18 protein-coding genes are annotated in these 21,432 nt (G+C 66.3%); 1 reads left to right on the top strand and 17 read right to left on the bottom strand.

The genetic code is table 11. The features are described from left to right. Positions 1 to 10 precede the first annotated feature (10 nt). From SR3_RS20480 to SR3_RS20465, 4 genes are read right to left on the bottom strand one after another with little or no spacing between them, the layout of a single operon-like run. On the bottom strand, positions 11 to 559 hold the full coding sequence (locus SR3_RS20480) for a methylamine dehydrogenase light chain (RefSeq protein WP_068090182.1): 549 nt from the start codon (positions 557 to 559) through the stop codon (positions 11 to 13). Further along, a complete protein-coding gene (locus tag SR3_RS20475) occupies positions 559 to 1,155 on the bottom strand; it encodes a thioredoxin domain-containing protein (protein WP_245654020.1) in 597 nt (198 codons plus the stop codon). Before SR3_RS20475 ends, SR3_RS20480 begins: the two co-directional genes overlap by 1 nt. Beyond that, positions 1,152 to 1,640 (bottom strand): MauE/DoxX family redox-associated membrane protein, encoded by a 489-nt coding sequence (locus tag SR3_RS20470; RefSeq protein ID WP_068090179.1) that lies wholly within the window; start codon positions 1,638 to 1,640, stop codon positions 1,152 to 1,154. Before SR3_RS20470 ends, SR3_RS20475 begins: the two co-directional genes overlap by 4 nt. Then, entirely contained in the window at positions 1,637 to 2,815 is a 1,179-nt protein-coding gene (locus SR3_RS20465; RefSeq protein ID WP_068090202.1) for an amine dehydrogenase large subunit, read from the bottom strand. The genes SR3_RS20470 and SR3_RS20465 overlap by 4 nt, the downstream gene beginning before the upstream one ends. A gap of 134 nt (positions 2,816 to 2,949) precedes the next feature. Here SR3_RS20465 and SR3_RS20460 point away from each other — a divergent pair, with 134 nt between their 5' ends. Continuing rightward, positions 2,950 to 3,612, top strand: a complete 663-nt coding sequence (locus SR3_RS20460; protein ID WP_245654019.1) for a TetR/AcrR family transcriptional regulator — start codon at positions 2,950 to 2,952, stop codon at positions 3,610 to 3,612. Positions 3,613 to 3,680: 68 nt separating this feature from the next. On the opposite strand, the gene SR3_RS20455 is transcribed toward SR3_RS20460, so the two are convergent. From SR3_RS20455 to SR3_RS20395, 13 genes are all read right to left on the bottom strand, one after another. After that, the gene (locus SR3_RS20455) at positions 3,681 to 4,316 is read right to left on the bottom strand and encodes a hypothetical protein (protein WP_068090177.1); all 636 of its coding nucleotides are present in this window, start codon (positions 4,314 to 4,316) and stop codon (positions 3,681 to 3,683) included. A gap of 173 nt (positions 4,317 to 4,489) precedes the next feature. Beyond that, positions 4,490 to 5,935 (bottom strand): efflux transporter outer membrane subunit, encoded by a 1,446-nt coding sequence (locus SR3_RS20450; protein WP_068090175.1) that lies wholly within the window; start codon positions 5,933 to 5,935, stop codon positions 4,490 to 4,492. Continuing rightward, a complete protein-coding gene (locus SR3_RS20445) occupies positions 5,932 to 9,096 on the bottom strand; it encodes an efflux RND transporter permease subunit (protein WP_068090173.1) in 3,165 nt (1,054 codons plus the stop codon). The genes SR3_RS20450 and SR3_RS20445 overlap by 4 nt, the downstream gene beginning before the upstream one ends. A gap of 14 nt (positions 9,097 to 9,110) precedes the next feature. Beyond that, complete coding sequence (locus SR3_RS20440) at positions 9,111 to 10,352, bottom strand: efflux RND transporter periplasmic adaptor subunit (protein WP_068090171.1); 1,242 nt, start codon at positions 10,350 to 10,352, stop codon at positions 9,111 to 9,113. Between the two features lie 69 nt (positions 10,353 to 10,421). After that, entirely contained in the window at positions 10,422 to 11,777 is a 1,356-nt protein-coding gene (locus SR3_RS20435; RefSeq protein WP_068090169.1) for a sensor histidine kinase, read from the bottom strand. Continuing rightward, positions 11,774 to 12,448 carry a response regulator gene (locus SR3_RS20430; RefSeq protein WP_068090168.1) on the bottom strand — a complete coding sequence of 225 codons (675 nt, stop codon included), beginning with the start codon at positions 12,446 to 12,448 and terminating at the stop codon, positions 11,774 to 11,776. Before SR3_RS20430 ends, SR3_RS20435 begins: the two co-directional genes overlap by 4 nt. A gap of 15 nt (positions 12,449 to 12,463) precedes the next feature. Further along, positions 12,464 to 13,210, bottom strand: a complete 747-nt coding sequence (locus tag SR3_RS20425; protein ID WP_084455765.1) for an MgtC/SapB family protein — start codon at positions 13,208 to 13,210, stop codon at positions 12,464 to 12,466. A gap of 73 nt (positions 13,211 to 13,283) precedes the next feature. Further along, complete coding sequence (locus SR3_RS20420; protein WP_068090166.1) at positions 13,284 to 13,643, bottom strand: Fur family transcriptional regulator; 360 nt, start codon at positions 13,641 to 13,643, stop codon at positions 13,284 to 13,286. An 80-nt stretch (positions 13,644 to 13,723) separates the two neighbouring features. Beyond that, complete coding sequence (locus SR3_RS20415) at positions 13,724 to 14,308, bottom strand: DUF1826 domain-containing protein (RefSeq protein WP_068090164.1); 585 nt, start codon at positions 14,306 to 14,308, stop codon at positions 13,724 to 13,726. Then, positions 14,305 to 15,519, bottom strand: a complete 1,215-nt coding sequence (locus SR3_RS20410) for a GTP-binding protein (protein ID WP_068090161.1) — start codon at positions 15,517 to 15,519, stop codon at positions 14,305 to 14,307. Before SR3_RS20410 ends, SR3_RS20415 begins: the two co-directional genes overlap by 4 nt. Before the next feature lie 251 nt (positions 15,520 to 15,770). Then, a complete protein-coding gene (locus SR3_RS20405; protein WP_068090160.1) occupies positions 15,771 to 17,003 on the bottom strand; it encodes an FAD-dependent oxidoreductase in 1,233 nt (410 codons plus the stop codon). Positions 17,004 to 17,043: 40 nt separating this feature from the next. Then, on the bottom strand, positions 17,044 to 18,840 hold the full coding sequence (locus SR3_RS20400) for an amidohydrolase family protein (protein WP_068090158.1): 1,797 nt from the start codon (positions 18,838 to 18,840) through the stop codon (positions 17,044 to 17,046). A 48-nt stretch (positions 18,841 to 18,888) separates the two neighbouring features. Beyond that, the gene (locus SR3_RS20395; RefSeq protein ID WP_068090156.1) at positions 18,889 to 21,387 is read right to left on the bottom strand and encodes a zinc-dependent metalloprotease; all 2,499 of its coding nucleotides are present in this window, start codon (positions 21,385 to 21,387) and stop codon (positions 18,889 to 18,891) included. Positions 21,388 to 21,432: the final 45 nt, after the last annotated feature.

The raw sequence follows: 21,432 nt of genomic DNA, 5'->3' as shown, positions 1-21,432 counted from the left end.
AGCGCCGCCCTCATTTCTCACCTGCCGTGCCGATGATGACGGCGGTCGAGCAATTGTAGACGCTGCTCTGCGTGCCGAGGCACCAGTTGTAGTCATTGTTCGATTGCGGGCGCACCTGCGGGCGGTCGCCCTCATTGCGGTTGCACAGGCAGTGGCCGCAGGAGGTTGTGCCGCAGCAATCATTGTAGCTGATGACATAGGCGCGCCCGTCGCCCGGATTGGTGCAGGTGCCGATCCAGGTGATCGGCGACATCTCGGTCCCGGGCGGGCAGGTGCTGACCGAACCGCCGCAGCAGGAGCAGAGGAAGCCGTCGATCGCGCAATAGCGCCAGTAGTCGCAGCTCGCGCGATTGCCTGGATCATGGGCCAGCGCCGAGGGGATCGGCGGGCGGGCCTCTCCGGCGCCATGCGGCGCGGCGACGGCGCGCGATACGGGCAGGGCGGGAATGATGGCGGCCCCGGTGATCGCCGCGCCCAGCCGGGCCAGCGTGCCTCTGCGTGAGACACCCTGCGCCACCCGGCGCGCGGCTTTTTCGGTCCAACTGTCGAAGATCGGCATTATTTCGCTCCCCCCTGACGGCGTGCGAGAAAGTCCTGAATGGAGGCGACGCCGCGTTCCTTGGCCTCGAACAGGCTTTCGAGATGCTCGCGGTTGTTGATGAGGCCGAGCGAGGCGAGGCGGCCCTCCTCGTCGATCAGCACGGCATAAGGCAGTTTGGAAACGCCGAAGGCCCGGCCCAGCGCTTCGGACAGCACCAGCGGCACGCCCTCCAGCCCATGATCGGCGACAAGGCGGCGATAGGCACTGGCGCTGCCGTCCCCGGCCAGCACGATGTCCAGCCAGTCGCTTTCGGCCCGCGCGGCGGAACGCACGATCGGCAGCAGCACCTTGCACACCGGGCAATCGGGCGAGGCGAAGAAGACCAGCTGACTGCGAGCCCCGCCACCGCCCACCGTGATCCGCCCGCCATCGAGCGTATCGAGCGTCAGCGCGGTGGGCTTTTCACCCACGGAGACCTTCTGGTGCAACGTCAGCGCACCGGCAGGGGCGATCCGCTCATGCAGCACGCCCACCTGCCGCACCAGCGCCGCGACCAGCACGGCCAGCACGATGACCGCGATCCAGAGCAGAATTTGCGACACCATCAACATCATCGAGCCCTCGCAACAAGAGGAAGGGAAAGGAATTCGCCCGTGGCGAACCACAGCGCGGCAAAGCCGAGCGCGGCAAAGATCAGGTCCGGGCTGAAGGCGCCGGCGGGCAGCAGGGCGACCATCACGGCCAGCGCCGCCAGCACCACGGGACGCAGGATCATGCCGGTCGAGACCGGCTTGTCGCGGCGCATGATGTCGCAGCCGCAGTCGATCCGCTGGCCGCGCCGCCGCCGCAGGGCCGCCGCGTAAAGCGTCCAGAGCACAGCCCCGGCCCCCGCGCCGATGGGCGTGAGCCCCGGCACCAGCAAGGCGATCGCCGCCAGCGCTTCCCACAAGCCCGCGACCAGCAGCAGGAAGGGCGCCTCGCGCAGCCCCACGCCGGTCAGCGTGGCGGTGGCGGCGATCAGCCTGTTGCGCTCGGTCCCCTTGTGCAGACAGGCCGCACTCAGCACCAGCGCCAGGAAAATGCCGAGCGCCTGCATCATGGCACCGGCGTGATCAGCGTGGGATTGGCCGCCGTGGTCCGTCCCAGCGAATGGATCTTCTGGCCCGTCGCGGGGTCGAAGATGTCGATCAGCCCGTCGGCGCTGGCGGCCACCAGCCGGGGCTGGGCCTCATGCGTCATGGCGATGGAGGAAAAGACCCCGCCCAGCGCGATCCGGCTCAGCCGCTTGCCCGCCACGGGATCGACCACCCAGACCTCGGTGCCGCCGTCCTTGTGGCTGCCTTCCTTGCCGTTGGGGCTCATCAGCACATAGAGCAGGTTCTTGCCGTCCGAGGCGATCACCTGCCAGCCGCCGGGGCGCCATTCCGGCGCGCCACCCTCCGCCGTGCCGACACTGGCCAGCTTGGGCAAAGGCGCGGCGACCGGGCCCGACAGATCGAAACCCTTGATCTGCCCGTGATAGCTGACGAACCATGCCACCTTGCCGATCATCGCGGGGATCTGGAAATGGGGCTGGCGGTCGATATCCTGCACATGGGGCAGGGTTTTGGAGGACTGCACCTTGCCCGCGGCATCGAGCTGGATGCTGATCAGCGAGCCATCCTGACAGAAGGAGGTGAAGCCGCGCTCTCCGGTGGGATAGATATGGCTGCAACCGGGAAGATCGATCTCTCCCAGCAGCTTGCGCCCCGCCAGATCGACCACCGTGACCGATTGGGCCGGGGTGAAATTGGCCACCAACGCCCAGCTGTCATGGTTGATCAGCTGGAAGATGTTGCGATAGGTGACGGAAAGCTGGCGCTTGGCCCCGGGCAGCACGATCTCGCCCTTGGGCTGCAGCGTGGCCATATCCCAGATGGTGATGGCATCGGTGCGCTCGCCCCGCGTCAGGCGGGTGTAGAAGGTTTCCGCCGTATAGATCTCATGGTTGGCGGGCGATATCTGCGAGCTGGCGAATTGCGAGGCCCGCACCAGCCCTTTGAGCGGCTGCACCGTGTCATGCGTGTCGACGATGGCCAGTTTGCCGTCGAGGATCGAGGCGAAGTTCAGATCGTGGACCAGCAGCCAGCTTGCCGGCCAGTTTTGCGGCAAGGTGGTGACGGCGGGGATCGGCTCTTCGGCCAGGGGTTCCGGACCTGCCGCCGCATGGGCCGCTGCCGGAAGCACGCATGCCGCGCCCAGCAGCAGCGCGGCCATAAAAGACCCTCTGCGCATCATTCTCTCCCTGTCCGCCCAACCTCATGTTAGGTCGTGACAGGTGTGATTTGGGGTTATTTCTCAAAACTTGTCAATGGACATAATTTTGTCGAATGCCATATTTTTGAAGTTTGCGAGCTGAGGTTTTTCAAGTGACTGACAAGACAGGCAATCTTATCGCCTTCTCCGTCCCGGATCTGGTCCTTCCCGAGCGTGAGGGTGGCTACAGCAAGGGGCATGAGACGCGTGAAATGATTCTTCGCGCGGCGCTGGGCCTGCTGATCGAGGAAGGCTATCAGGCCATGAGCATGCGCCGCGTGGCCGCCGCCTGCGGGCTGAAGATGGGCAATCTGACCTATCACTTCACCACCAAGGAAGACCTTGTGCGCGATCTGCTGGACGGCGTGATCCGCGCCTATGAGATCGAGTTCGACAAGATCACGCACCGGCGCGGTACGCCGCCTGCCGAACGTCTGGCCGAAGTGTGCCAGATGGTGCTGGAAGACATCCGCACCAAGAAAACCACGCGGCTGTTCCCCGAACTCTGGGCGCTGTCCAACCATGACAGCTTCGTGCTGGAGCGGGTGCAGGAACTCTATGCCCGCGCCCGCGCGCCGCTCAACGATATCATCGAGGAAATGCGGCCCGATCTTTCGCCCGAACAGCGCTCGACCATCGCGTTGTTCATTTCGGCCTCGATGGAAGGGATGACCGTGTTCGCGGGCCATGAGAAGCCCTTCGAACAACGCATGCCGGAACTGGAGGGGGTGTCGATCGCGGCCTTTCTGGGCCTGATCCAGAGTTTCGGGGCTTAATCTGCGCCCCGACCACAAGGGCGCCACGCAGGCTGGCTGCGCATTGGCGCCCCTGAGGTCTCCATGGCTTAGGCCAGCTGGTTGAACAGCGTGCCCGCCTCGATGGTCGCCAGATATTGCGTGGCCGTGGCCTGAGCGGCGGCCTGGGCGGCGTTCTGCTGCTGGATCTGGCTCTGGTCGCCATAGTTCAGCACGTCCTCCGGGGTGGCCACGGTGGTGGTCGTTTCCTGGGTGCCGTCGCTGTAGAAGGTCACGGTGGTCATCACCCCGCCTTCGATGGTGACCGTCTGGGTCAGGACGGTTCGGGCTGCCGTGCCGTTCACGGTGGCGTTGTCAGCGCTGGCCTGAACCGCGCTGGCGTTGTTGTTGGTATTGCTCTGCTGGCTTGAGGTGGTGGCGCTGGTCTGGCTGGCCCCGCCGTCGATCTCGTCCAGCGTCAACCGGACGGCGGCGGCATCGCTGTCCGACAGGGTGCCGGACGCGACATCCTGCGCGATCCGCTGGTCGAGCGTGGCGCGCACCGTTGCCGCATCGACCGTATCGGAGGCCGAGGCGTCCAGATTGTTGCCATCGGCCGGGTTGGTCTGGGCATCCTGCGCGATCTGCGCGTTGACGGCTGCCAGATTGTTGGCCGCAAGATTGTTCGTGGCCCGCTGGGTCACGAGATAATCGTTGGGTGTCGAGGTCACGCTGCTGACGATCATGAGCCTTCTCCTGCGAGTCTGGCCGGAGCGCCTGTGGGGTCCGCAAAGCATCGGACACGCCGCTCCGGCACCGTGTTGTACCGTGTGTTCGCATGGCGCCGGATGGGGGCATCCGGCCTGGAGACTCAGGTGGACGGCAGATGAAGGCGGATTTTAAGGGTGGGGCGCGGAATTTATTGCGGGGGCGCCTCCGGCCTCCATCCGCCGCCCAGCGCCTCGAACAGGGCTGCTGTATCGGTGAGGCGGGCGGTCTGGGCCTGCACCAGCGCCTGCTCGGCCTGACGCAGGGTCTGCTCGGCGGCGAGCATGGTGGCGAAGGCGATCTGGCCCTGCTGAAGCTGGCGCCGGGCGATGGTCAGGCTGGCCTGGGCGCTGCGCTGGGCTTGCACGGCGGCATCGAGTGCGGCGGCGTCGGTCTGCAGCGCCTGAAGCACATCGGCGACATTCTGGAACGCGCTCAGCACCGCCGAGCGATATTGCGCATCGGCTTGCGCGTAGGCCGCCCGCGCCGCGCGCTGCTTGTGAAGCAGGCTGCCGCCCGCGAAGATCGGCTGGGTGATCCCGCTGCCCACCGTCCAGAAGGTGTTGGCCGCCGAGAGCAGGCTGGCCCAGCCTCCCGATTGCCCGCCGGCGCTGGCGCTCAGCGTCAGTTGCGGCAGGCGGTTGGCGATGGCCACGCCCACCCCCGCGCTGGCGGCATGGAGATTGGCCTCCGCCGCGCGCACGTCCGGACGCTGCCTCACCAGCGCCGAGGGCAGGGAGAGCGGCAGATCGCGGGGCAGGGTGACGGTGTCGAGATCGATCCCGGCGATGGGCCCATCCCCGGCGCTGCCGCCGGCCAGGTAGGCAAGCAGATCGCGGCTCTGCGCCAATGCGCGTTGCAGGGGCGGCAGAGCGGCGCGGCTCTGGGCCAGCAGCGCCTCCTGCGCCAGCACATCCGCGCCTGCCGCCTGACCCTGCGCCTGCTGGCGGCGGAGAATCTCCAGCGTCTCGCTCTGGATGGCGATCATCCGTGCCTGCGCCGCGATCTGGCTGCGCAGGGAAGCCTCCTGAAAGGCCGTGGCGGCCACGGTGTTGATGAGCGAGATGCGCGCGCCCTCGGTCTGGAAGCGCTGGGCGTCGAACTGGGCATGGGCCTGCTCCACCCCGCGCCGGTTGGCGCCCAAGAGGTCGAGCGTATAGCCCACCGTCACCTGAGCGGTCTGCAGGCTGTAGGTGTAGCTGTTATCCCCCGGCACCGCCGATAGGTATTGCGAGGACTTGTTGCGGCTGGCGTTGGCTCCGGCATCCACCGTGGGGAACAGCACCCCGCGCTGCGCCCGCCAGCTTTCCCGCGCCTGATCCAGCGCGGCCCGCGCGGCGGTCAGATCGCTGTTGGCGGCCAGAGCGCGATCCACCAGCGCATCGAGCTGCGGCGATCCGAACAGATGCCACCAATCCTGCGCAACCGCCTCATTATGCACCTGCTGCGTCCCCCCGGCGAGGCCTTCGGGCGCGACCATCGGTGCGATCGGCTCGGGCGTGTAGGCCTGTTGTCGGGGCGCGGCGGGCTGGTGGAAATCGGGCCCGACCGCGCAGCCGCCCAGCAGGATCAGCAGGCTTAACGAGGCGCGCTTCATGCCACATCCTCCTGATGCCGGGCCGGATGCGGCTGGCGCTTGGAGAAGAGGTCGATCATCACCGGCAGCACGATCAAGATCAGCACCGGGGCCAGCAGAATGCCGCCCACCACCACCAGCGCCAGCGGCTTCTGCACCTGAGAGCCGATGCCGGTGGCGACGGCGGCGGGCAGCAGGCCCACGCAGGCCGCGATGCAGGTCATCATCACCGGGCGGAAGCGGGTGCGCGCGGCATGCAGCACCGCTTCACTGCGTGCCATGCCACTGCCCAGCAACTGGTTGAAATAGGCCAGCACCAGAATGCCCTCCATCACCGAAATTCCGAAGAGGCCGATAAAGCCGATCGCCGCCGAGACGCTGAAAGCCGTACCGGTGAAGGCCAGAATCAGCACACCGCCCACCAGCGCCATGGGCATCACGCTGGCCGCCAGCGCCATATCGGTGAGCGAACCGAAGTTGAGGAACAGCAGCAGCATGATGAGCGCGAGGCTGATCGGCACCACCACCTCAAGGCGCGCCATGGCGGCCTGAAGGTCGCCGAACTCGCCCACCCATTCCAGACGGCTGCCGGGTGGCAGGCTGACCTGCCTGTCGATCTTCTGCTGCGCTTCCAGCACCGCGCCGCCCAGATCGCGACCACGCACGCTGAACTTGATCGGTATGTAGCGCGACTGGTTCTCGCGATAGATAAAGGAATAGCCCGAAACGAGGTTCACATCGGCCACGGTGGAGAGCGGCACCTGCGCCACACCACCTGTGGAATTAGGCACGGCCACAGGAATGGCGCGAATGGCATCGAGCCGGTCACGGAATTGCGGGGCCAGACGGATCATGATCGGGAAGTTGCGGTCCGAGCCATATTCGTAAAGATTGCCCGCCGCCTGACCGCCGATCGCTGCCTGCACCACGGCGTTGATATCGCCGGGGGCGAGGCCGTAATGCGCGGCCTTGTCGCGGTTGATCTTGATGTTGACGGTCGGCTGGCCCAGCGCATCGAAGACCGACAGATCGGTGATGCCGCGCACCCCGGCCATGATGCTCTTGATCTGGTATGCTGTCTTTTCCAGCGATTCCAGATCGTTGCCATAGAGCTTCACCGAATTGGCGCCCTTCACGCCGCTGGCGGCTTCCTCGACATTGTCCTCGATGTTTTGCGAGAAGTTGAACTCCACACCGGGGAAGGGCGCGGCCAGTTCCTCATTGACCTGCCTGGTCAGCTTCTCCTTGGTCATGCCGCTGGGCCACTGGCTGCTGGGCTTCAAGGGCACGTAAAATTCGGCGTTGAAGAAGCCGGTGGTGTCGGTGCCGTCATCGGGGCGGCCCAGTTGCGAGATCACCGTCTTCACCTCGGGATATTTCATCAGCATATGGCGCATGCGGTTCACATGGGTCTGCGCTTCCTCAAGGCTGATCGAGGGGGGCAGCGTGGCGCGGATCCAGAAATTGCCCTCCTCCAGCTTGGGCAGGAATTCCAGACCCAGACCGCCCACCGCGATCCCCGCCGCCAGCAGCAGCGCGCCCATCCCGCCCAGCGCGACGATGCGGTTGGCCAGCGCGAAACGGATCGCCGGATCATAGACGCGGCGCATGGCGCGCACGATCAGCGTTTCCTTCTCCTCCTCATGCTCGCGCAGCAGCAGGGCCGACAGCACCGGCGCCACGGTGAAGGTGGCGATCAGCCCGCCGACGATGGCATAGGCATAGGTCTTGGCCATGGGCCCGAAGATATGCCCCTCCACGCCTGACAGGGTGAAGAGCGGCAGAAACCCGGCGATGATGATCGCGGCGGCGAAGAAGATCGCCCGGTTCACCTCTGTGGCGGACAGCTCGATGATGCCCAGCTTGCCAAAGAAGCTCTGAATGCCGCCCTGATGGTCGAGCGCGCCGGTGGCGGCGAAGCGCTGTTTGGGGGGCTGGGCCAGATGGCGGAAGATGTTCTCCACCATGATGACGGTGGCATCCACGATTAGCCCGAAATCGATGGCTCCCACCGAGAGCAGATTGGCGGATTCCCCGCGCAGCACCATGATGATGATGGCGAAGGCGAGAGCGAAAGGAATGGTCGCGGCCACGATCACCGCGCTGCGCAAGGTGCCCAGAAACACCCATTGCACCAGGAAAATCAGCACCACGCCGAAGACCATGTTCTCCAGCACGGTATGGGTCGTCACATCGATCAGATCGGTGCGGTCATAGATCTTTTCCAAATGGACGCCGGGGGGTAGGATGCCCTCATTGTTGACCTTGTCGATCTCGGCTTCCACGGCTTTGAGCGTCGGCAGGCTGGCCTCGCCCCGGCGCATCAGGATGATGCCCTGAACGATGTCGTCATCCTCATCCTGACCCACAATGCCCAGACGCGGCTCATTCCCCACAGAGACCGTGGCGATGTCCTTCACCTGCACCGGGCGCCCCCCGGCGGGCGTGGCCACCAAAGTATCGCGGATATCGTCCATCGTGTGGATCAGGCCCACGCCGCGCACCACGGCGGCCTGCGGACCCAGCTGGATCGTCTGCCCGCCGACATTGCCATTGGCGTTGTTGATGGCGGTCAGCACCTGCGCCAGCGAGAGGCCATAGCTCACCAGCTTGCGCTGATCGACGGTGACTTCGTAGGTCTTGCTCTTGCCTGCCCAGCCGTTGACATCGATCACGCCGGGCACCGCCTTGAAGCGGCGCTGCAAGATCCAGTCCTGAATGGTTTTCAGATCGGTGACCGAATAGCCCTTGGGGCCCCGGATGCGATAGCGATAGATCTCGCCGATGGGGCTGGTGGGCGAGATGCCCGGCTGCGCCCCATTGGGCATCGGCGGCAGCTGCGATAGGGCATTGATGACCTGCTGCTTGGCCTGCTCGTAATCGTAATCGAAGGTGAACTGCACGCGCACGTCCGACAGGCCGAAGAGCGAAATCGTCTCCACCTTTTTGACGTTCTTGATGCCCGCCAGCTGGATCTCGACCGGAATGGTGATCGAACGCTCGATCTCGCTGGCCGATTGCCCGCTGTTTTGCGTGACGATCTCCACCATGGGGGGCACGGGATCGGGATAGGCCTCGATGTTGAGCAGCCGGAAGGCGACAGCGCCCCCGGCCAGAAACACGCCCAACACGATCAGCACCATGATGCGCTGCCGCAGGGCAAAGGCGACGATGGGGTTCATATCCGCGCTACCCCTCAATCGGCCTTGGCGCCGCGGTCGATAAACAGGCTGCCCGCGGTGACGACGGTGTCGCCATCCTTCAGCCCGCCGGTGATCTCCACGCGGCCATCCACCGTGGCGCCGGTGGTGACGGGGCGCAGGCCGAGCCGATGCGTGCGCGGCAAAGCGATCCACACGCGGGCGGTGTTGCCCTCATAAATCACCGCCTCCTGATCGACGGAGAGCGATTGCCGCTCGCCGCCCGTCAGCAGGGAGAAGGTGGCGAAGGTTTCCGGCTTCAACCGGCCATCGGGGTTGGCGATTTCGGCGCGCACCAGCAGGCGGCGGGTGGCAGGATCGATGGTGGGCGCGACATAGGTGACGCGCGCCTGCAAGGGCTGCCCGACATAGGGCCGCACCTGCACCATCTGGCCGATATGGGCGCGCGGGGCATCCTCCTCACGCAGATTGCCCACCAGCCAGACCTTGCGGAAGTCCGAGATGGTGAAGGCCTGCGTGGCATTGCCACCGCCCGAGACGCTGCCGATGTTCTGCCCCAGCCCGATCAGCCGCTGGGTGACGATGCCATCGACCGGCGCGCGCACGATGGCCTCGCCATGGGCGCTGCCAGCGCCATCGGCGCCCAGAATGCGCAGGCGGTTTTGCACCGCCGCCAGCCCGGCCTGCGCATTGCGGCGCGCGGCGTCGGCGCTGGCCAGATCGGTCTGGCTCTGCTGCCAGTCTTTCAGCGCCGCGCCCTTGTGGTCATAGAGGTCGTGCTGACGCGCTTCGGCGTCGTGGCTCTGGCGGTATTGCGCCTCGGCGGCGGTGATTGCCCCGCGCGCGGTCACCAGATCGCTTTGCGCCTGCACGAATTCGCTGGCGACCACAGCGAACAAAGGTTGCCCCGCATGCACCAGATCGCCCGCCTTGGCCATGATCCGCGTGACCCGCCCGGTGTAGGGCGAGAAGACCGGCGTGGTCAGATCGTCATCCACCGCGATCTTGCCGTCGCTGGTAGCAGCATCGCTGAAGCTGCTGGCGTGGACCGTTTCGAAACGCAGGGTCGCCCATTCGCGGTCGGTGGCGGCGAAGGTGCCGTCCTGCGGCGCGGCGGGCGGCGGGGGAGGCGGCGGCATGATCGCGTGCCACAGCAGCGGCACCAGCCAGAACAGCGCGACCACCAGCGCTAGCAGACCGCCCGTGATCCACCATTGCCGCTGCCGGCCCAGTACGGGCACCGGCGTGTCCTGTCCATCCGTGGCGATATGATCCATGCCCTGCGACCCCGATTGCAAGTGATCGGGCCGGGCTAGGCGGGCTTGCTTACATGAACCTTACGGGGTTCAGGCTGGCGGCAAATGCAGGGTAAAACAGGCCCCGCCCAGCGGTGAAGCGCCGGTTTCCAGCCGCCCGCGATGCACCTCGACAATGCGTTGCACGATGGAGAGGCCCAGCCCCGCGCCATCGCTGCGGCGGTGGTCGGCGCGCCAGAAGCGGCGGGCCAGCTTGCCGTGATCGTCCTGGGCGATACCCAGGCCGTCATCGGCCACGCTGATGGCGCCGGAGGGCGTCAGCGCCACCTCGATCACCGTGCCGCCCGGCGTGTGGAGCAGGGCATTCTCGATCAGATTGGTCAGGGCCATGGTCAGCAGGCCGGCATTGCCGGTGACCATCACCGGCGCTTCCGCGCCGAGCACGGCGATGCTGCGCCCCTCGGCCAGCACGCGCGGGGTGAGGTCGGCCACGGTGGCGATGGCCAGTTCGCCCAGATCGAGCGGGGCGAGCGAGGCCTTGGCGGCATTCTCCATGCTGGCCAGATCACGCAATTGCGCCAGAACATGCGACATGCGGGCGATCTCGGCCTCCAGAGCGGCGCGCTGAGGCGCATCGCCCAGCGTGGCGACCTGAAGCTGCAGCGTGGCCAGCGGGGTGCGCAATTCATGCGCCACATTGCCCGCGAATTCCTCCACCTGATGCAGTGCGGCGGAGAGGCGCTCGATCAGATCGTTGGTGGCATGGACCAGCACGCGCGCCTCGGCGGGCAGGCCGTCTTCCTCGATGCGCGCGCCCGGGGTGCGGGGGTGGATGGCGGCGGCGCTGCGGGCGGCGCGGCGCAGGCCCCGCAGCGATCCCCACAGGATGATGCCATTGACCAGCGGCATCAGCGCCAGCAGCCCCACCAGCACCACCCAATAGCTACCGAGGAACTTGCGCACCACATCGTCGACAACGGCGCCGGGCTGGGTCTGGTCCTGCGTGACCACCACCCAGAGCGGCTGGCCGCCCTGCCGCACGGGCAGGCTCAGACCGACCAGCGGTCCGATTTCGAAACGATGCGGGGTTGGTCCGCGCAGATCGGCGGGCCAGCTGGCGGGCAGGGCAAAGCGGCTGGCGGCCAGCGTATGGCCCTGCGCGTCCAGCACGGCATAAGCGCGCCCGTCATAGCCCGAAGCGTAGATCGGCTGCTCGGCGGCGGGCAGGGCCACGCGCCATGCGCCATTCGGCGCAGGCCGCATCGCCGAGGCCAGGGTCTGCGCTTGTTGGCGCAGCATGTCCTTCTCGATGGCGGCCACCGAGCTGCGCATCACCGATTGCGCCAGCAGCGGCAGCAGCACGCAGGCGGCCAGAATGGTGATCGTCTCGACCAGCAGGATGCGTGTCAGCAGAGCGCCGGAGAGGTGGCGCAGGCGGGCGATCATTGGCGCGCCCGCATCAGATAGCCCACGCCGCGCACGGTGACGATCTCCGCCCCGCTGCCCGCCTGGTCCAGCTTCTGGCGCAGGCGGTGCATATAGACCTCGATGGCGTTGGAGCCCAGCGTGTCGCCCGCGCCGAAGAGCTGATCCTCGGCGAGGCGTTTCGTCACCACCAGCCCGGCGCGGCGCATCAGCAGGGCCAGCAGCGCGCCTTCACGCTGCGAGAGAGCCACGGTCTGGCCATCGATGTGCAGCACCTGATTGTCGATATCGAAGCAGAGGTTGGCGCAGGCCACCTCGCGCCCCTGAAAGCTGCCGTTGCGGCGCAAAACCGCGCGCAGCCGGGCCATCAGCTCATCGGGCGAGAAGGGTTTGGCGAGGTAATCGTCCGCGCCCTTGTCCAGCCCGCTGATCCGCGCGTCCAGCGTGCCACGCGCCGTCAGCACGATCACCGGCATGGTGCTGCCCCGCGCGCGCAGATCCTGCAGCAGTTCCAGCCCATCACCATCGGGCAGGCCCCGGTCGAGGATCAGCGCGGCATAATGGCCCGCGCGCAGCATCAGTTCGGCATCCTCCCGGGCCTGTGCATGGTCCACGGCGAAACCGGCCTTGTCGAACACGCCGGTCAGCGCGGCGGCCAGAGCGGCATCGTCCTCAACCAGCAGGATGCGCATGAAGAGCTTTCCCGATCAATTTGTGGTGCTGACGGTCCAGGTGGCGCTGATGATCGCGGCATGGCGGGCGATATGGCTGGTGATGGCATCCAGCTCCGCCGGGTTGGCGGTGGTGGGCAACAGGATCGCGGCCAGTTCAACCTGATTGTCGCCATCGCTCAGCGTTTCGATCTCGCGGATCGGGTAGTGGTGGATCTCCAGCTCTTCAAAGAGCAGGTCGCGGGCATCGGTGACATGATCGTCGCTGCAGGTGACATGGACGCGGTACATCGCCTCGGTGTCCTCCGCGGTGATCGGGCGACGGTTCACGAAATCGACCAGCGGGCGCAGCAGGGTGTTGCCCGCCAGCACGAAGATCGTCACCAGCACCGCTTCGGCAGGCTTGCGCGCGCCGGCAAAACTGCCCACCGCCGCCGAGGCCCAGAGCGTGGCCGCCGTGTTGAGCCCGCGCACATGCGTGCCCTCTTTCATGATGACGCCCGCGCCCAGAAAGCCTATCCCTGAGACGACATAGGAAATCACCCGGACCCCGCCATCGGCGCCGGCCGTGCGCAAGCCCAGATCGACAAAGGCCGCGGCGCCCACCGCGACGAGCACATTGGTGCGCAGCCCCGCCGTGCGCTGGCGCCATTGCCGCTCCAGCCCGATCAGCGTGCCCAGCGCAAAGGCCGTCAGCAGGCAGATTCCGCTGGCCAGCAGCGAGAGCAGATCGACATCGAACAGTTCGGCCAGAGCCTGAGCGCCGGTGGTGATATGCGGCATCGCGGGGCACTCTTTCGCCAGCGGTGGAGACGGGCGCTCCTGTATCAGGCGATGGGCGGGTAGGAAACGGGATTCATGGGGTTACCCGTGATTTGGCGTCTCCGCAGGCGCGGCAGTGGCAGAGCGTTTCGATCATGCCGGTGGAGGGCGTGAAGCGATAGGCGGCGCTGACCTCCGAAACGCAGGCTTGCAGCCGGGGTGCCTCGATAAAGCTCACATCGCGGCAGATCGTGCAGATCAGGCAGAGATGCCCGGACAGCGGACGCGTCAGATAGGCATTGAGCATCTCGATCCGCAGCACGCGGCGCTGCTCGATCAGCCGCTCCAGCGTGCGATAGACCTGCCCCGGCACGATCGCGCCGCCCGCATGGCTGGCGACCCGGGCGATGTCATAGGCGCTGAGCGGGCCATTGGCCTGCATCAGCACCTGCATGATCAGGGCCTCATTCTGTTGGGGGCTGCGCCTTGTTCCTGGCCTTACAACGCCCATCATCGCCCTTCCGCAGCCTGCTTTCAGGGCGCCGGATCGAGCGCCAGCAGCAGGCGCGTCTCGCCCGCTGCCGCAATGGGGGGCGAGCGGTGGAGGATCGTGGGGTTTTCCTTCCACAGCCGCCCTTTGAAGATGCCGACATCACCCGGCGTCATCTGCTGGATGTCGGTTTGCGCAGAGGTATAGATCCATTGCGTGCCTTGCCCCGAAAAGGTGGTCAGCAGGCGGGCGGTCACATGATCGGCGTGGAATTTGCGGCAGGCGTCGGTCTCCACCACCTCCAGCCGGAGGCGCAAGGATGCGCTGCCCGTCAGATCGGCAAACCAGGCGGCAAGGCTGATGATCTCGCCGGCCAGCGCCGAGCCCTGTTCGCCAGCGGGATAGCCGGCCTCCCGCATCAGATCGATAACGTCGCCATGCAGGTCATCCTGTGGAACGATGGCGTCGATATCGTCGATCCGGTCCGGGTCATGGTGATCCAGCCATGCCAGATCGGCGGGCCTTTCGCGTTGCCAGATCGCCAGCTCCACGCCTTGGTCGAGGATATCCTCCAGCACTTCGATCCTCCCGGAGACGGAGACGAGACGTTTGGTCCGGGTGAGGATCATGCGGCGGCCTCGGCGACGGGCACGTCCCATGAGGGGAAGGGATCGCTCAGCCGCGTCCAGACATCGGGGGTGAACTCATCCACCGGCAGCAGGCAGGCATCGAGTGCGCGCCGGATCGCAGCTTCATCCATATCGATGCCGATAAAGACCAGCTCCTGCCGCCGGTCTCCCCACATGTCGTGCCAATGGCGGGCGACGAAGCTTTCGAAGCGGCCATCATCGGGCCACTGGTTTTTGGGGATGCTGCTCCACCAGCGGCCCATGCGCGAGGTCGCGGTCTGGGCGCCCGCCAGCGCCAGCTCGCCCACCAGATCGGGGCGGGTGGCCAGCCAGAAATGGCCTTTGGCGCGCACCACGCGGTCCAGCCCGTCGCTGGTGAGGAAGGCGTTCAGCAGCGCGGGATCGAAGGGCTGGCGGGCGCGATAGACGAAGCTCTCGATCCCATATTCCTCGGTCTCTGGCTGATGGTTCGCATAACCATAGAGTTCCTTGGCCCAGAGCGGATGCTGAGCGGCTTTGTCCTCATCGAAGAGACCGGTATTGAGGATCGCATCCAGAGCCACCGCGCCATGATCGCAGCTGATGATCCGGGCATCCGCATTCAGGCTGGCCACCAGCTTTTTGACCACGGACAGCTGTTCGGGCAAGACCGACCCGGCCTTGTTGACGATGACCACATCGGCAAATTCGATCTGTTCGACCAGCAGCCCGACCAGACTGCGCGTATCGTCCTCGCCCAGCGACTCTCCGCGATCGGCAAGGAAATCCTGGCTCGAATAATCCTTGAGCAGGTTCAACGCATCGACGACCGTGACCATCGTGTCCAGCCGGGCGACATCGCCGAGCGACACGCCGGCCTCATCGCGAAACGAAAAGGTGCTGGCGACAGGCAGCGGTTCGGAAATGCCCGTGCTCTCGATCACCAGATAGTCGAAGCGACCAGCCTCGGCCAGCTTGCGCACCTCTTCGAGAAGGTCGTCGCGCAGGGTGCAGCAGATGCAGCCATTGGTCATTTCGACCAGCGTCTCCTGAGAGCGGGCCAATGTGGCATCGCCCCCGCGCACCAGATCGGCGTCGATGTTGACCTCGGACATGTCATTGACGATGACCGCGATCCGTTTGCCTTCGCGGTTGGCGAGGATGTGGTTGAGCAAGGTGGTTTTGCCCGCGCCCAGGAAGCCGGACAGCACCGTGACCGGCAATTTTTCCATGGGGCCCTGGGGTGGCGTTGCAGACACGATGCGCGCTCCGGATTAAAATATGATATGGTGTAACATATCACATAGAGGTGACGCTCAGGCAACAGGTTTTTGCAGGAGCGCGCCGTGGCAGGCGGAGCGGCGCCCCGATGCCGGCCTGGCCTTCAAAGGCAGGGCCGGCATCGGGTTTCCCGGCAAAGAATCAAGATAGGATGTCGCGCCAACACCGATCAGGAGACGATCATGGCGCCGAAAGAATGATCTTAAATCGATCCCCGCTTGACGGAGAAGCGTTGATCGATGGCCGGATTGGTTGCCCTGCCCGTGACCCGATCCGCGATATAGTCGCCTAGCAGGGGCCCGAACTTGAAGCCATGACTGCCGCCGCCGCTGGCGATCCATACATTGTCATAATCAGGGTGGCGGTCGATGATGAAATCTTCCTTCGGCGCGATTTCCCACTGGCAGACGCGGGTTTCCACGATGGGGGCGTCCCGCATGCCGGGGAAGCGCTTGTTGACATAAAGGCGGCCTTTTTCGATCAGATAAGGCGTTGGCAGGCGCTCGGCATTGTCCGGGTCGTGATAGACCTCGCCATTGTCGTCGGGCGAGTATTTGAGGCCGCGTTCGATGCTGCCGAAGCCATAGCCGCCATCGATATGGTCATGCCATGCGGGCTGATGCGGCCATGAAAAGCGATCGTCCCCGGCAGGCACGCCCCAATAGTAATACTCGCTTCGCACGATATGGATCAGCGGCTTCATGATCGTCGGCAATGTCTTGGGTGACCATGGCCCGCAGGAAAACACGAACTGCCCGGCGCTGACCGCGGAGCCGTCATTCAGCTTCAACGTCAGCAATGTGCGCCCCCTGGCTTCGCCCGGCACCGCGCGCGCGATTTGGAAGCGACCGCCCTTGTCCTGAAAGACCTCGGAGGCGCGGATCATCGCCTCGCGCGCCTTGATGACGGCGGCGGTTTTGGCGGTTTCGACGAAGCCGAACTCGACATCGTCGAAATTCATCTGCGGATAGCGCTTGCGCAAGGCCTCGCGGTCGAGCAGCTCATAGGGCAGCTTCAGCCGGTCGAAGGTCGCGCGCTGGCTGAGCAGCGCCGGGTTCCACACCTGCGCCATCTCCAGCCGCTCGTTGGGATAGAGGATGGTGCGCTTGAACTCGGCCTGACGCCTTTCCCACAGCGGCATGGCCTGCGCTGCCCATTCGGAATAGAAGGCCATCGCGCCATAGCCCGAGCGGATCGAGCGCGTTTCCCCCGCCGACGAGGCGCGCGGGTTGGAAGGGCCATATTCGTCGAGCGACAGCACCGACAGCCCCCGCTCGCGCAGGCAAAGCGCCGCCCAGCCGCCGAAGGCCCCCGCGCCCACCACCGCGATGTCGGGCGCGCCACCCGCAGCCTGAACGGCGGCCGCGGCCGGGCGGGCCAGCAGATTGGCGCTCCCGGCCGCCGCCGAGAGGGCAAGAAAATCGCGACGATCCATATCCAGTCTCCCCAGGCGCCTGGTCACCAGCCGAAGCCGCTCAGTAGAATTCGACGTTATCGATCTGCCACCACAGCGTTTCATCGGGTTTGGTGCTGCCCGTCACCTCGACCGAGGTCAGATCCTTGCCCGACCATGTCGAGCCGGGCGCATTGGCCTTGCCGGTGAAGGAGAGGGCGCTGAACGGCACCTCGATCTTCTGCCACTCGGCCCCGGCCTTGACCGGCGCGGCCCAGCTGCCCTCCAGACTGTTGAGCACCAGCTTGTAGGCCCCCGCGCCGCCCCGGATCTCGAAGCGCACGCCATGATAAGCGGTGATGTCGCCGGGCTGGATCGAGCCGCGCGTCAGGGGCAGGATCACGCCGGACTGGGGATCGTCGGTGTAGGACATCTTGGCGGCCACATTCAGCGCATGGTTGCCCGGCGCGCGGTCGATCAGCGTCATCACCTGCGTGGTGCGCTCGCGGCCCCGCTCCACATCGTTGACGCGCAGCGTGTCGAGCAGGGTCCGCCCGTTGGCGGCCTCGAAATCGTCGATCTTCGCGGCGATTTTCACCGGCGCCAGCGAGGTCGCCAGATTGGCCGCCGGCAGCGCCACGCCGGGGCCGAAGACCTGCCTGCCATCGACAAAGGTGCGGTCCGTCTTGTGAACATCCGCGATGGTGGTCCAGGGCGTGCCCTTGATCAGCACCAGATCGGCGCGCTTGCCCTTTTCGATGGTGCCGCGATCCTCGATCAGGCCGATGGCCTTCGCGCTGTTGGCGGTGCCCGCCATCAGGGCCTCGGTCGGGGTCAGCCCGGCCCTCACCATCAGCTCCATCTCATGCAGCGTGGCAAAGCCATGCGGCGTGCCCGGCATGCCCGCATCGGTGCCCAGCGCCACCAGCACGCCGGCATCCTGCATGCGCTTCACATTGTGGAGCGCATGATCGAAGCGGGCGATGCTCGAACGCAGGCCGGTGTCGTCCCGGCGCGGCGGCTGGCCCGGCTTCTGCGGCTCATAGACGGCCAGCGTGGGCGCATAGGCGGTGCCGTGGGCCTTGAACAGGTCGATGGTCTTCTGGGTGATCTCGGCGTCCTGCAGGCTGTGCGCCACCACATCGACCCCGGCGCGCGCCGCTTCCTCGCCGCGCACCACCGTCACCGTATGGGTCAGCACCTTCTTGTGGAACTTGTGCGCCTCGGACACCAGACCGGCCAGCGTCGTCTCGTCGATGGTGTTGTTGTCCGCGCCCGAGCCATAGCGCCAGCCATCGTGGAAGCCCTTCACCATATCGGGCTGATAGGCCATCACCTCATCCATCGCCATGCGGGCGCCCTGCGCGGTGCCGAACATCTTGATGGTGTTCTCGTCGGCCCAGTCGGCGCCATGGCCGCCGGGCATGCCCATGCGCGCGGTCATGTTGACATGCGGCGAGGCCAGGGTGGAGATCCACGCCCGGCGCGGCGCCCAGGATTCCGGCGCGGCGTTGAAATCATTGGTGGTGGTCACGCCGGCGGAAATATAGGCGGTGGCGATCTGCGGCGTGGTGGCGGGCTGGCCGACCCAATGGGTGTGGACGTCGAAGAAGCCGGGCAGCAGCGCCTCGCCCTTGGCCTGAATGAGTTTCGCGCCCTTGGGGATTTTCACATCAGGCCCCACATCGGCGATGCGGCCATCGGCGATCACCACGGTGGCGGCATGAGGTGGCGCGCCCGTGCCATCAAAGACAGTGGCCCCCACGATGGCGATGGTGCCGCTGGCGGGCGCGGCCATGGCATGGGGCGCGGCAGCAAGCGCGAGGGCGAGGGCAAGCTGTGCGGTCGTCTGGCGATAGGCAGAGGTCAGTGGTCGCATGGTGATGGATCCCGAAATGTGTCGATGGAGCGTGGTCTGGAAAAAGGGTCACATGGCTGGCGTGATGCCGGTCTCGCAGAACCAGCAGGGCTCGCCGATGGGCGCGCCGGGCGGCAGGGCGGGGGCCTGTGCGCGGTCGGCGGCGAGGCGGGCGAGTTTGGCGCTGTCGCGGCCCGTCAGCATGGCGGCGAGGGACTGGGTCTGCACCATCTCCTCGGCATCGCCATGGAAGGCCTGCAGCTGGGCGCCAAAACCGGTGAGCGCGGCCTGCAATTCGGCCGCGGCGGTGGGGGAGAGCGCCTTGTCGCCCATCGCCCCGGCCATATCGGCCACCAGCTTCAGGCGCACCCGCCGCCGGATTTCGGCGTAGCGCCCCTCATTCCCGGCCACCGGCGCGACGGCGCCCAGCAGCGTGGTGACCATCCGGCTCACCCCCATCTGGCGGGGATCGCGGCGGTGCTGCTCGACCATGCGGTTGAGCCGCTCGGGATCGAGCAGGGCGGACAGCGTCATGTCGGCGGCGGTGGTCGCCACGCCGGGCAGATCGAACACCGGCCCGCCCATCGAGGGGAAGACCTCGATGTCGAAGCCGCGCTCCGCCGTGGCGGCCTGCCCGTCGGAGAGCAGGTCGATCAGCGTGTCGGGCAGATCGAGCTGCTCGGGCGCCAGCGTTTTCACCAGCGCGTCGAGCGCCTGTTGCTGGATGGCCGGGGCGATGGGCAGGGCGGGCTCATGTCCGTCGCCATTGACGGCATAGGAATAATCCACCCCGCCCAGCAGCTTGACGACACCGGCCACCTGATAGCGGTGGAAGAGATAGATCGGCACGAAGACCCGGCGCAGATCGGCCACCGGCGCACCCTGCGCGATGTTGCGCAGGCCGAAATGGGCGAGGGCGACGCGCCGCACCTCCATGATATGGTCCAGCTCCTTCACCGGATCGCTGCCATTGTCCCATTGCGTGCTGTAGGGATGGTCGGTCTCGGCGATGAAGCGCATGCCCTTGTCCTGCGCATCCTTCGCCCAGGCCGAGAGCTGGTCGCGGCCCTTGGCGCCTGCAGGAACGGTCGCATAGAGCCACTTCACGCTGAACTTGTCCCATGCCCCGGCGCGGGTGGCATAGACATCCTCGAAGGTCAGATGGTCACCCTTCACCTGAACGAGCGGGGCGGGATAATCCAGCGTGGAGGCGCGGTTGTCGAAAGTGCTGCCCGCGAAATTATGCGACAGGCCCAGCGCATGGCCGGTTTCATGCATGCCCAGCTGGCGGATGCGCGCCAGCGCCAGCCGCACCGGATCCTCGGGTCCGCCCTTGCCGGTCTTGTCGGCGCCGACCAGCCCCTCGAAGATCATCTTGTCCTGCCGCAGCCGCAGCGAGCCCAGCTGCACCACGCCGCGAATGATCTCGCCCGTGCGCGGATCGACGATGGTCTGGCCGGTGGACCAGCCGCGCGTCTGCTCATGCACCCAGTTGATGACATTGTAGCGCGCATCCATCGGGTTGACGCCCTCGGGCAGCACCTCGACCTTGAAGGCGTCGATATAGCCGGCCGCGTCGAAGGCCTGGCCCCACATGCTGGCGCCCTGCACCAGCGCCGAGCGCACCGGTTCGGGCGCGGCGCGGTCGACATAAAACACGATCGGCTTTTTGACATGCGAGCGCGCCGCGTTCGGCTCGGTCTTTTCCAGCCGGAAGCGGCGCACCAGCCGGTAGACATCGGCGGAATCGAGCGGCGCGGCGAAATTCTGCACCAGCACCTGCACCGATGTGCCGACGCGCGGATCATAGAGGCGCGGTTCGAAACCGGGTTCGGGCAGCTTCACGAAGCTGTGGTGCACCGTCATGGTGATCGCGCGCGCATCGGGGGCGACGCCGCGGATGTCGGGGCCGGGCTCGTCGGTGGTGAAGGTCTGGGCCACCTCGATGTCGATGTTGTCGGGGAAGGCGCCAAGGCTGGCGGTGTCGATGTAGGAGAGGGCTGGAGCCTGCCGGTAGAGGCCCTGCTTGCGCGCCTTCAGCTTGGCGGCGATGTCGAGCGCGTCGCGGGTCAGGAAGCTGGAGATGTCCACCAGTGTGCCGCCGCCCGGCGCATCGGCCTCGACCTCGCCCGACCAGATGTTCGAGACCGCGAAGCTGTCATGCACCGCGCGCTGTTCGTCGGCCCCGGCGCCATCGGCGCGCATGCCATAGTTTTCGGCCTGAAGGATCACCCGGCGGCCGATGCGGTGGAAGGCCAGCACCTGCGCGCGGCCCATCTCCGCCCGGTCCAGCCCGATGGGGGTGGAGCCAAGACCGGTGGCGAGGATCGTCTGGTGAATGAAGCGGCCCGAGATGCCGTCCTTGTCGGGCGGGGGCAGCTGAATCAGCACCCGGCCATTGGCCTTGTCGACGAAGACGGGAAACAGGCCCTGCTGCCGCACCAGAGCGCCGGTGCGGCGGGCGAAGGTGTCGGCTGCTGGCGCGGGCGCCTGCGCCATGGTCTGCATCGGCATGGCCAACAGCGGCAGGGAAAGAGCGGCGATCAGGCGGCGGTCAGGCAAGAACATCGGCAAGTTCCCGGGCGGAAGGCAACGAAAGGGCAGGTTGAACAG

The organism is Novosphingobium rosa NBRC 15208, from assembly GCF_001598555.1.
Taxonomy (GTDB): Bacteria; Pseudomonadota; Alphaproteobacteria; order Sphingomonadales; family Sphingomonadaceae; genus Novosphingobium; species Novosphingobium rosa.
Note: the sequence above shows the minus strand (reverse complement) of the source record. Positions and strands in the feature narration are given on the sequence as shown.

Coding starts and splice junctions, on each gene's coding strand:
- SR3_RS20400 (WP_068090158.1), bottom strand. CDS start 18,840: ATGCGACCACTGACCTCTGCCTATCGCCAGACGACCGCACAGCTTGCC.
- SR3_RS20480 (WP_068090182.1), bottom strand. CDS start 559: ATGCCGATCTTCGACAGTTGGACCGAAAAAGCCGCGCGCCGGGTGGCG.
- SR3_RS20415 (WP_068090164.1), bottom strand. CDS start 14,308: ATGATCCTCACCCGGACCAAACGTCTCGTCTCCGTCTCCGGGAGGATC.
- SR3_RS20470 (WP_068090179.1), bottom strand. CDS start 1,640: ATGATGCAGGCGCTCGGCATTTTCCTGGCGCTGGTGCTGAGTGCGGCC.
- SR3_RS20455 (WP_068090177.1), bottom strand. CDS start 4,316: ATGATCGTCAGCAGCGTGACCTCGACACCCAACGATTATCTCGTGACC.
- SR3_RS20475 (WP_245654020.1), bottom strand. CDS start 1,155: ATGATGTTGATGGTGTCGCAAATTCTGCTCTGGATCGCGGTCATCGTG.
- SR3_RS20410 (WP_068090161.1), bottom strand. CDS start 15,519: ATGGAAAAATTGCCGGTCACGGTGCTGTCCGGCTTCCTGGGCGCGGGC.
- SR3_RS20395 (WP_068090156.1), bottom strand. CDS start 21,387: ATGTTCTTGCCTGACCGCCGCCTGATCGCCGCTCTTTCCCTGCCGCTG.
- SR3_RS20450 (WP_068090175.1), bottom strand. CDS start 5,935: ATGAAGCGCGCCTCGTTAAGCCTGCTGATCCTGCTGGGCGGCTGCGCG.
- SR3_RS20430 (WP_068090168.1), bottom strand. CDS start 12,448: ATGCGCATCCTGCTGGTTGAGGACGATGCCGCTCTGGCCGCCGCGCTG.
- SR3_RS20440 (WP_068090171.1), bottom strand. CDS start 10,352: ATGGATCATATCGCCACGGATGGACAGGACACGCCGGTGCCCGTACTG.
- SR3_RS20420 (WP_068090166.1), bottom strand. CDS start 13,643: ATGCAGGTGCTGATGCAGGCCAATGGCCCGCTCAGCGCCTATGACATC.
- SR3_RS20405 (WP_068090160.1), bottom strand. CDS start 17,003: ATGGATCGTCGCGATTTTCTTGCCCTCTCGGCGGCGGCCGGGAGCGCC.
- SR3_RS20465 (WP_068090202.1), bottom strand. CDS start 2,815: ATGCGCAGAGGGTCTTTTATGGCCGCGCTGCTGCTGGGCGCGGCATGC.
- SR3_RS20425 (WP_084455765.1), bottom strand. CDS start 13,210: ATGCCGCATATCACCACCGGCGCTCAGGCTCTGGCCGAACTGTTCGAT.
- SR3_RS20435 (WP_068090169.1), bottom strand. CDS start 11,777: ATGATCGCCCGCCTGCGCCACCTCTCCGGCGCTCTGCTGACACGCATC.
- SR3_RS20445 (WP_068090173.1), bottom strand. CDS start 9,096: ATGAACCCCATCGTCGCCTTTGCCCTGCGGCAGCGCATCATGGTGCTG.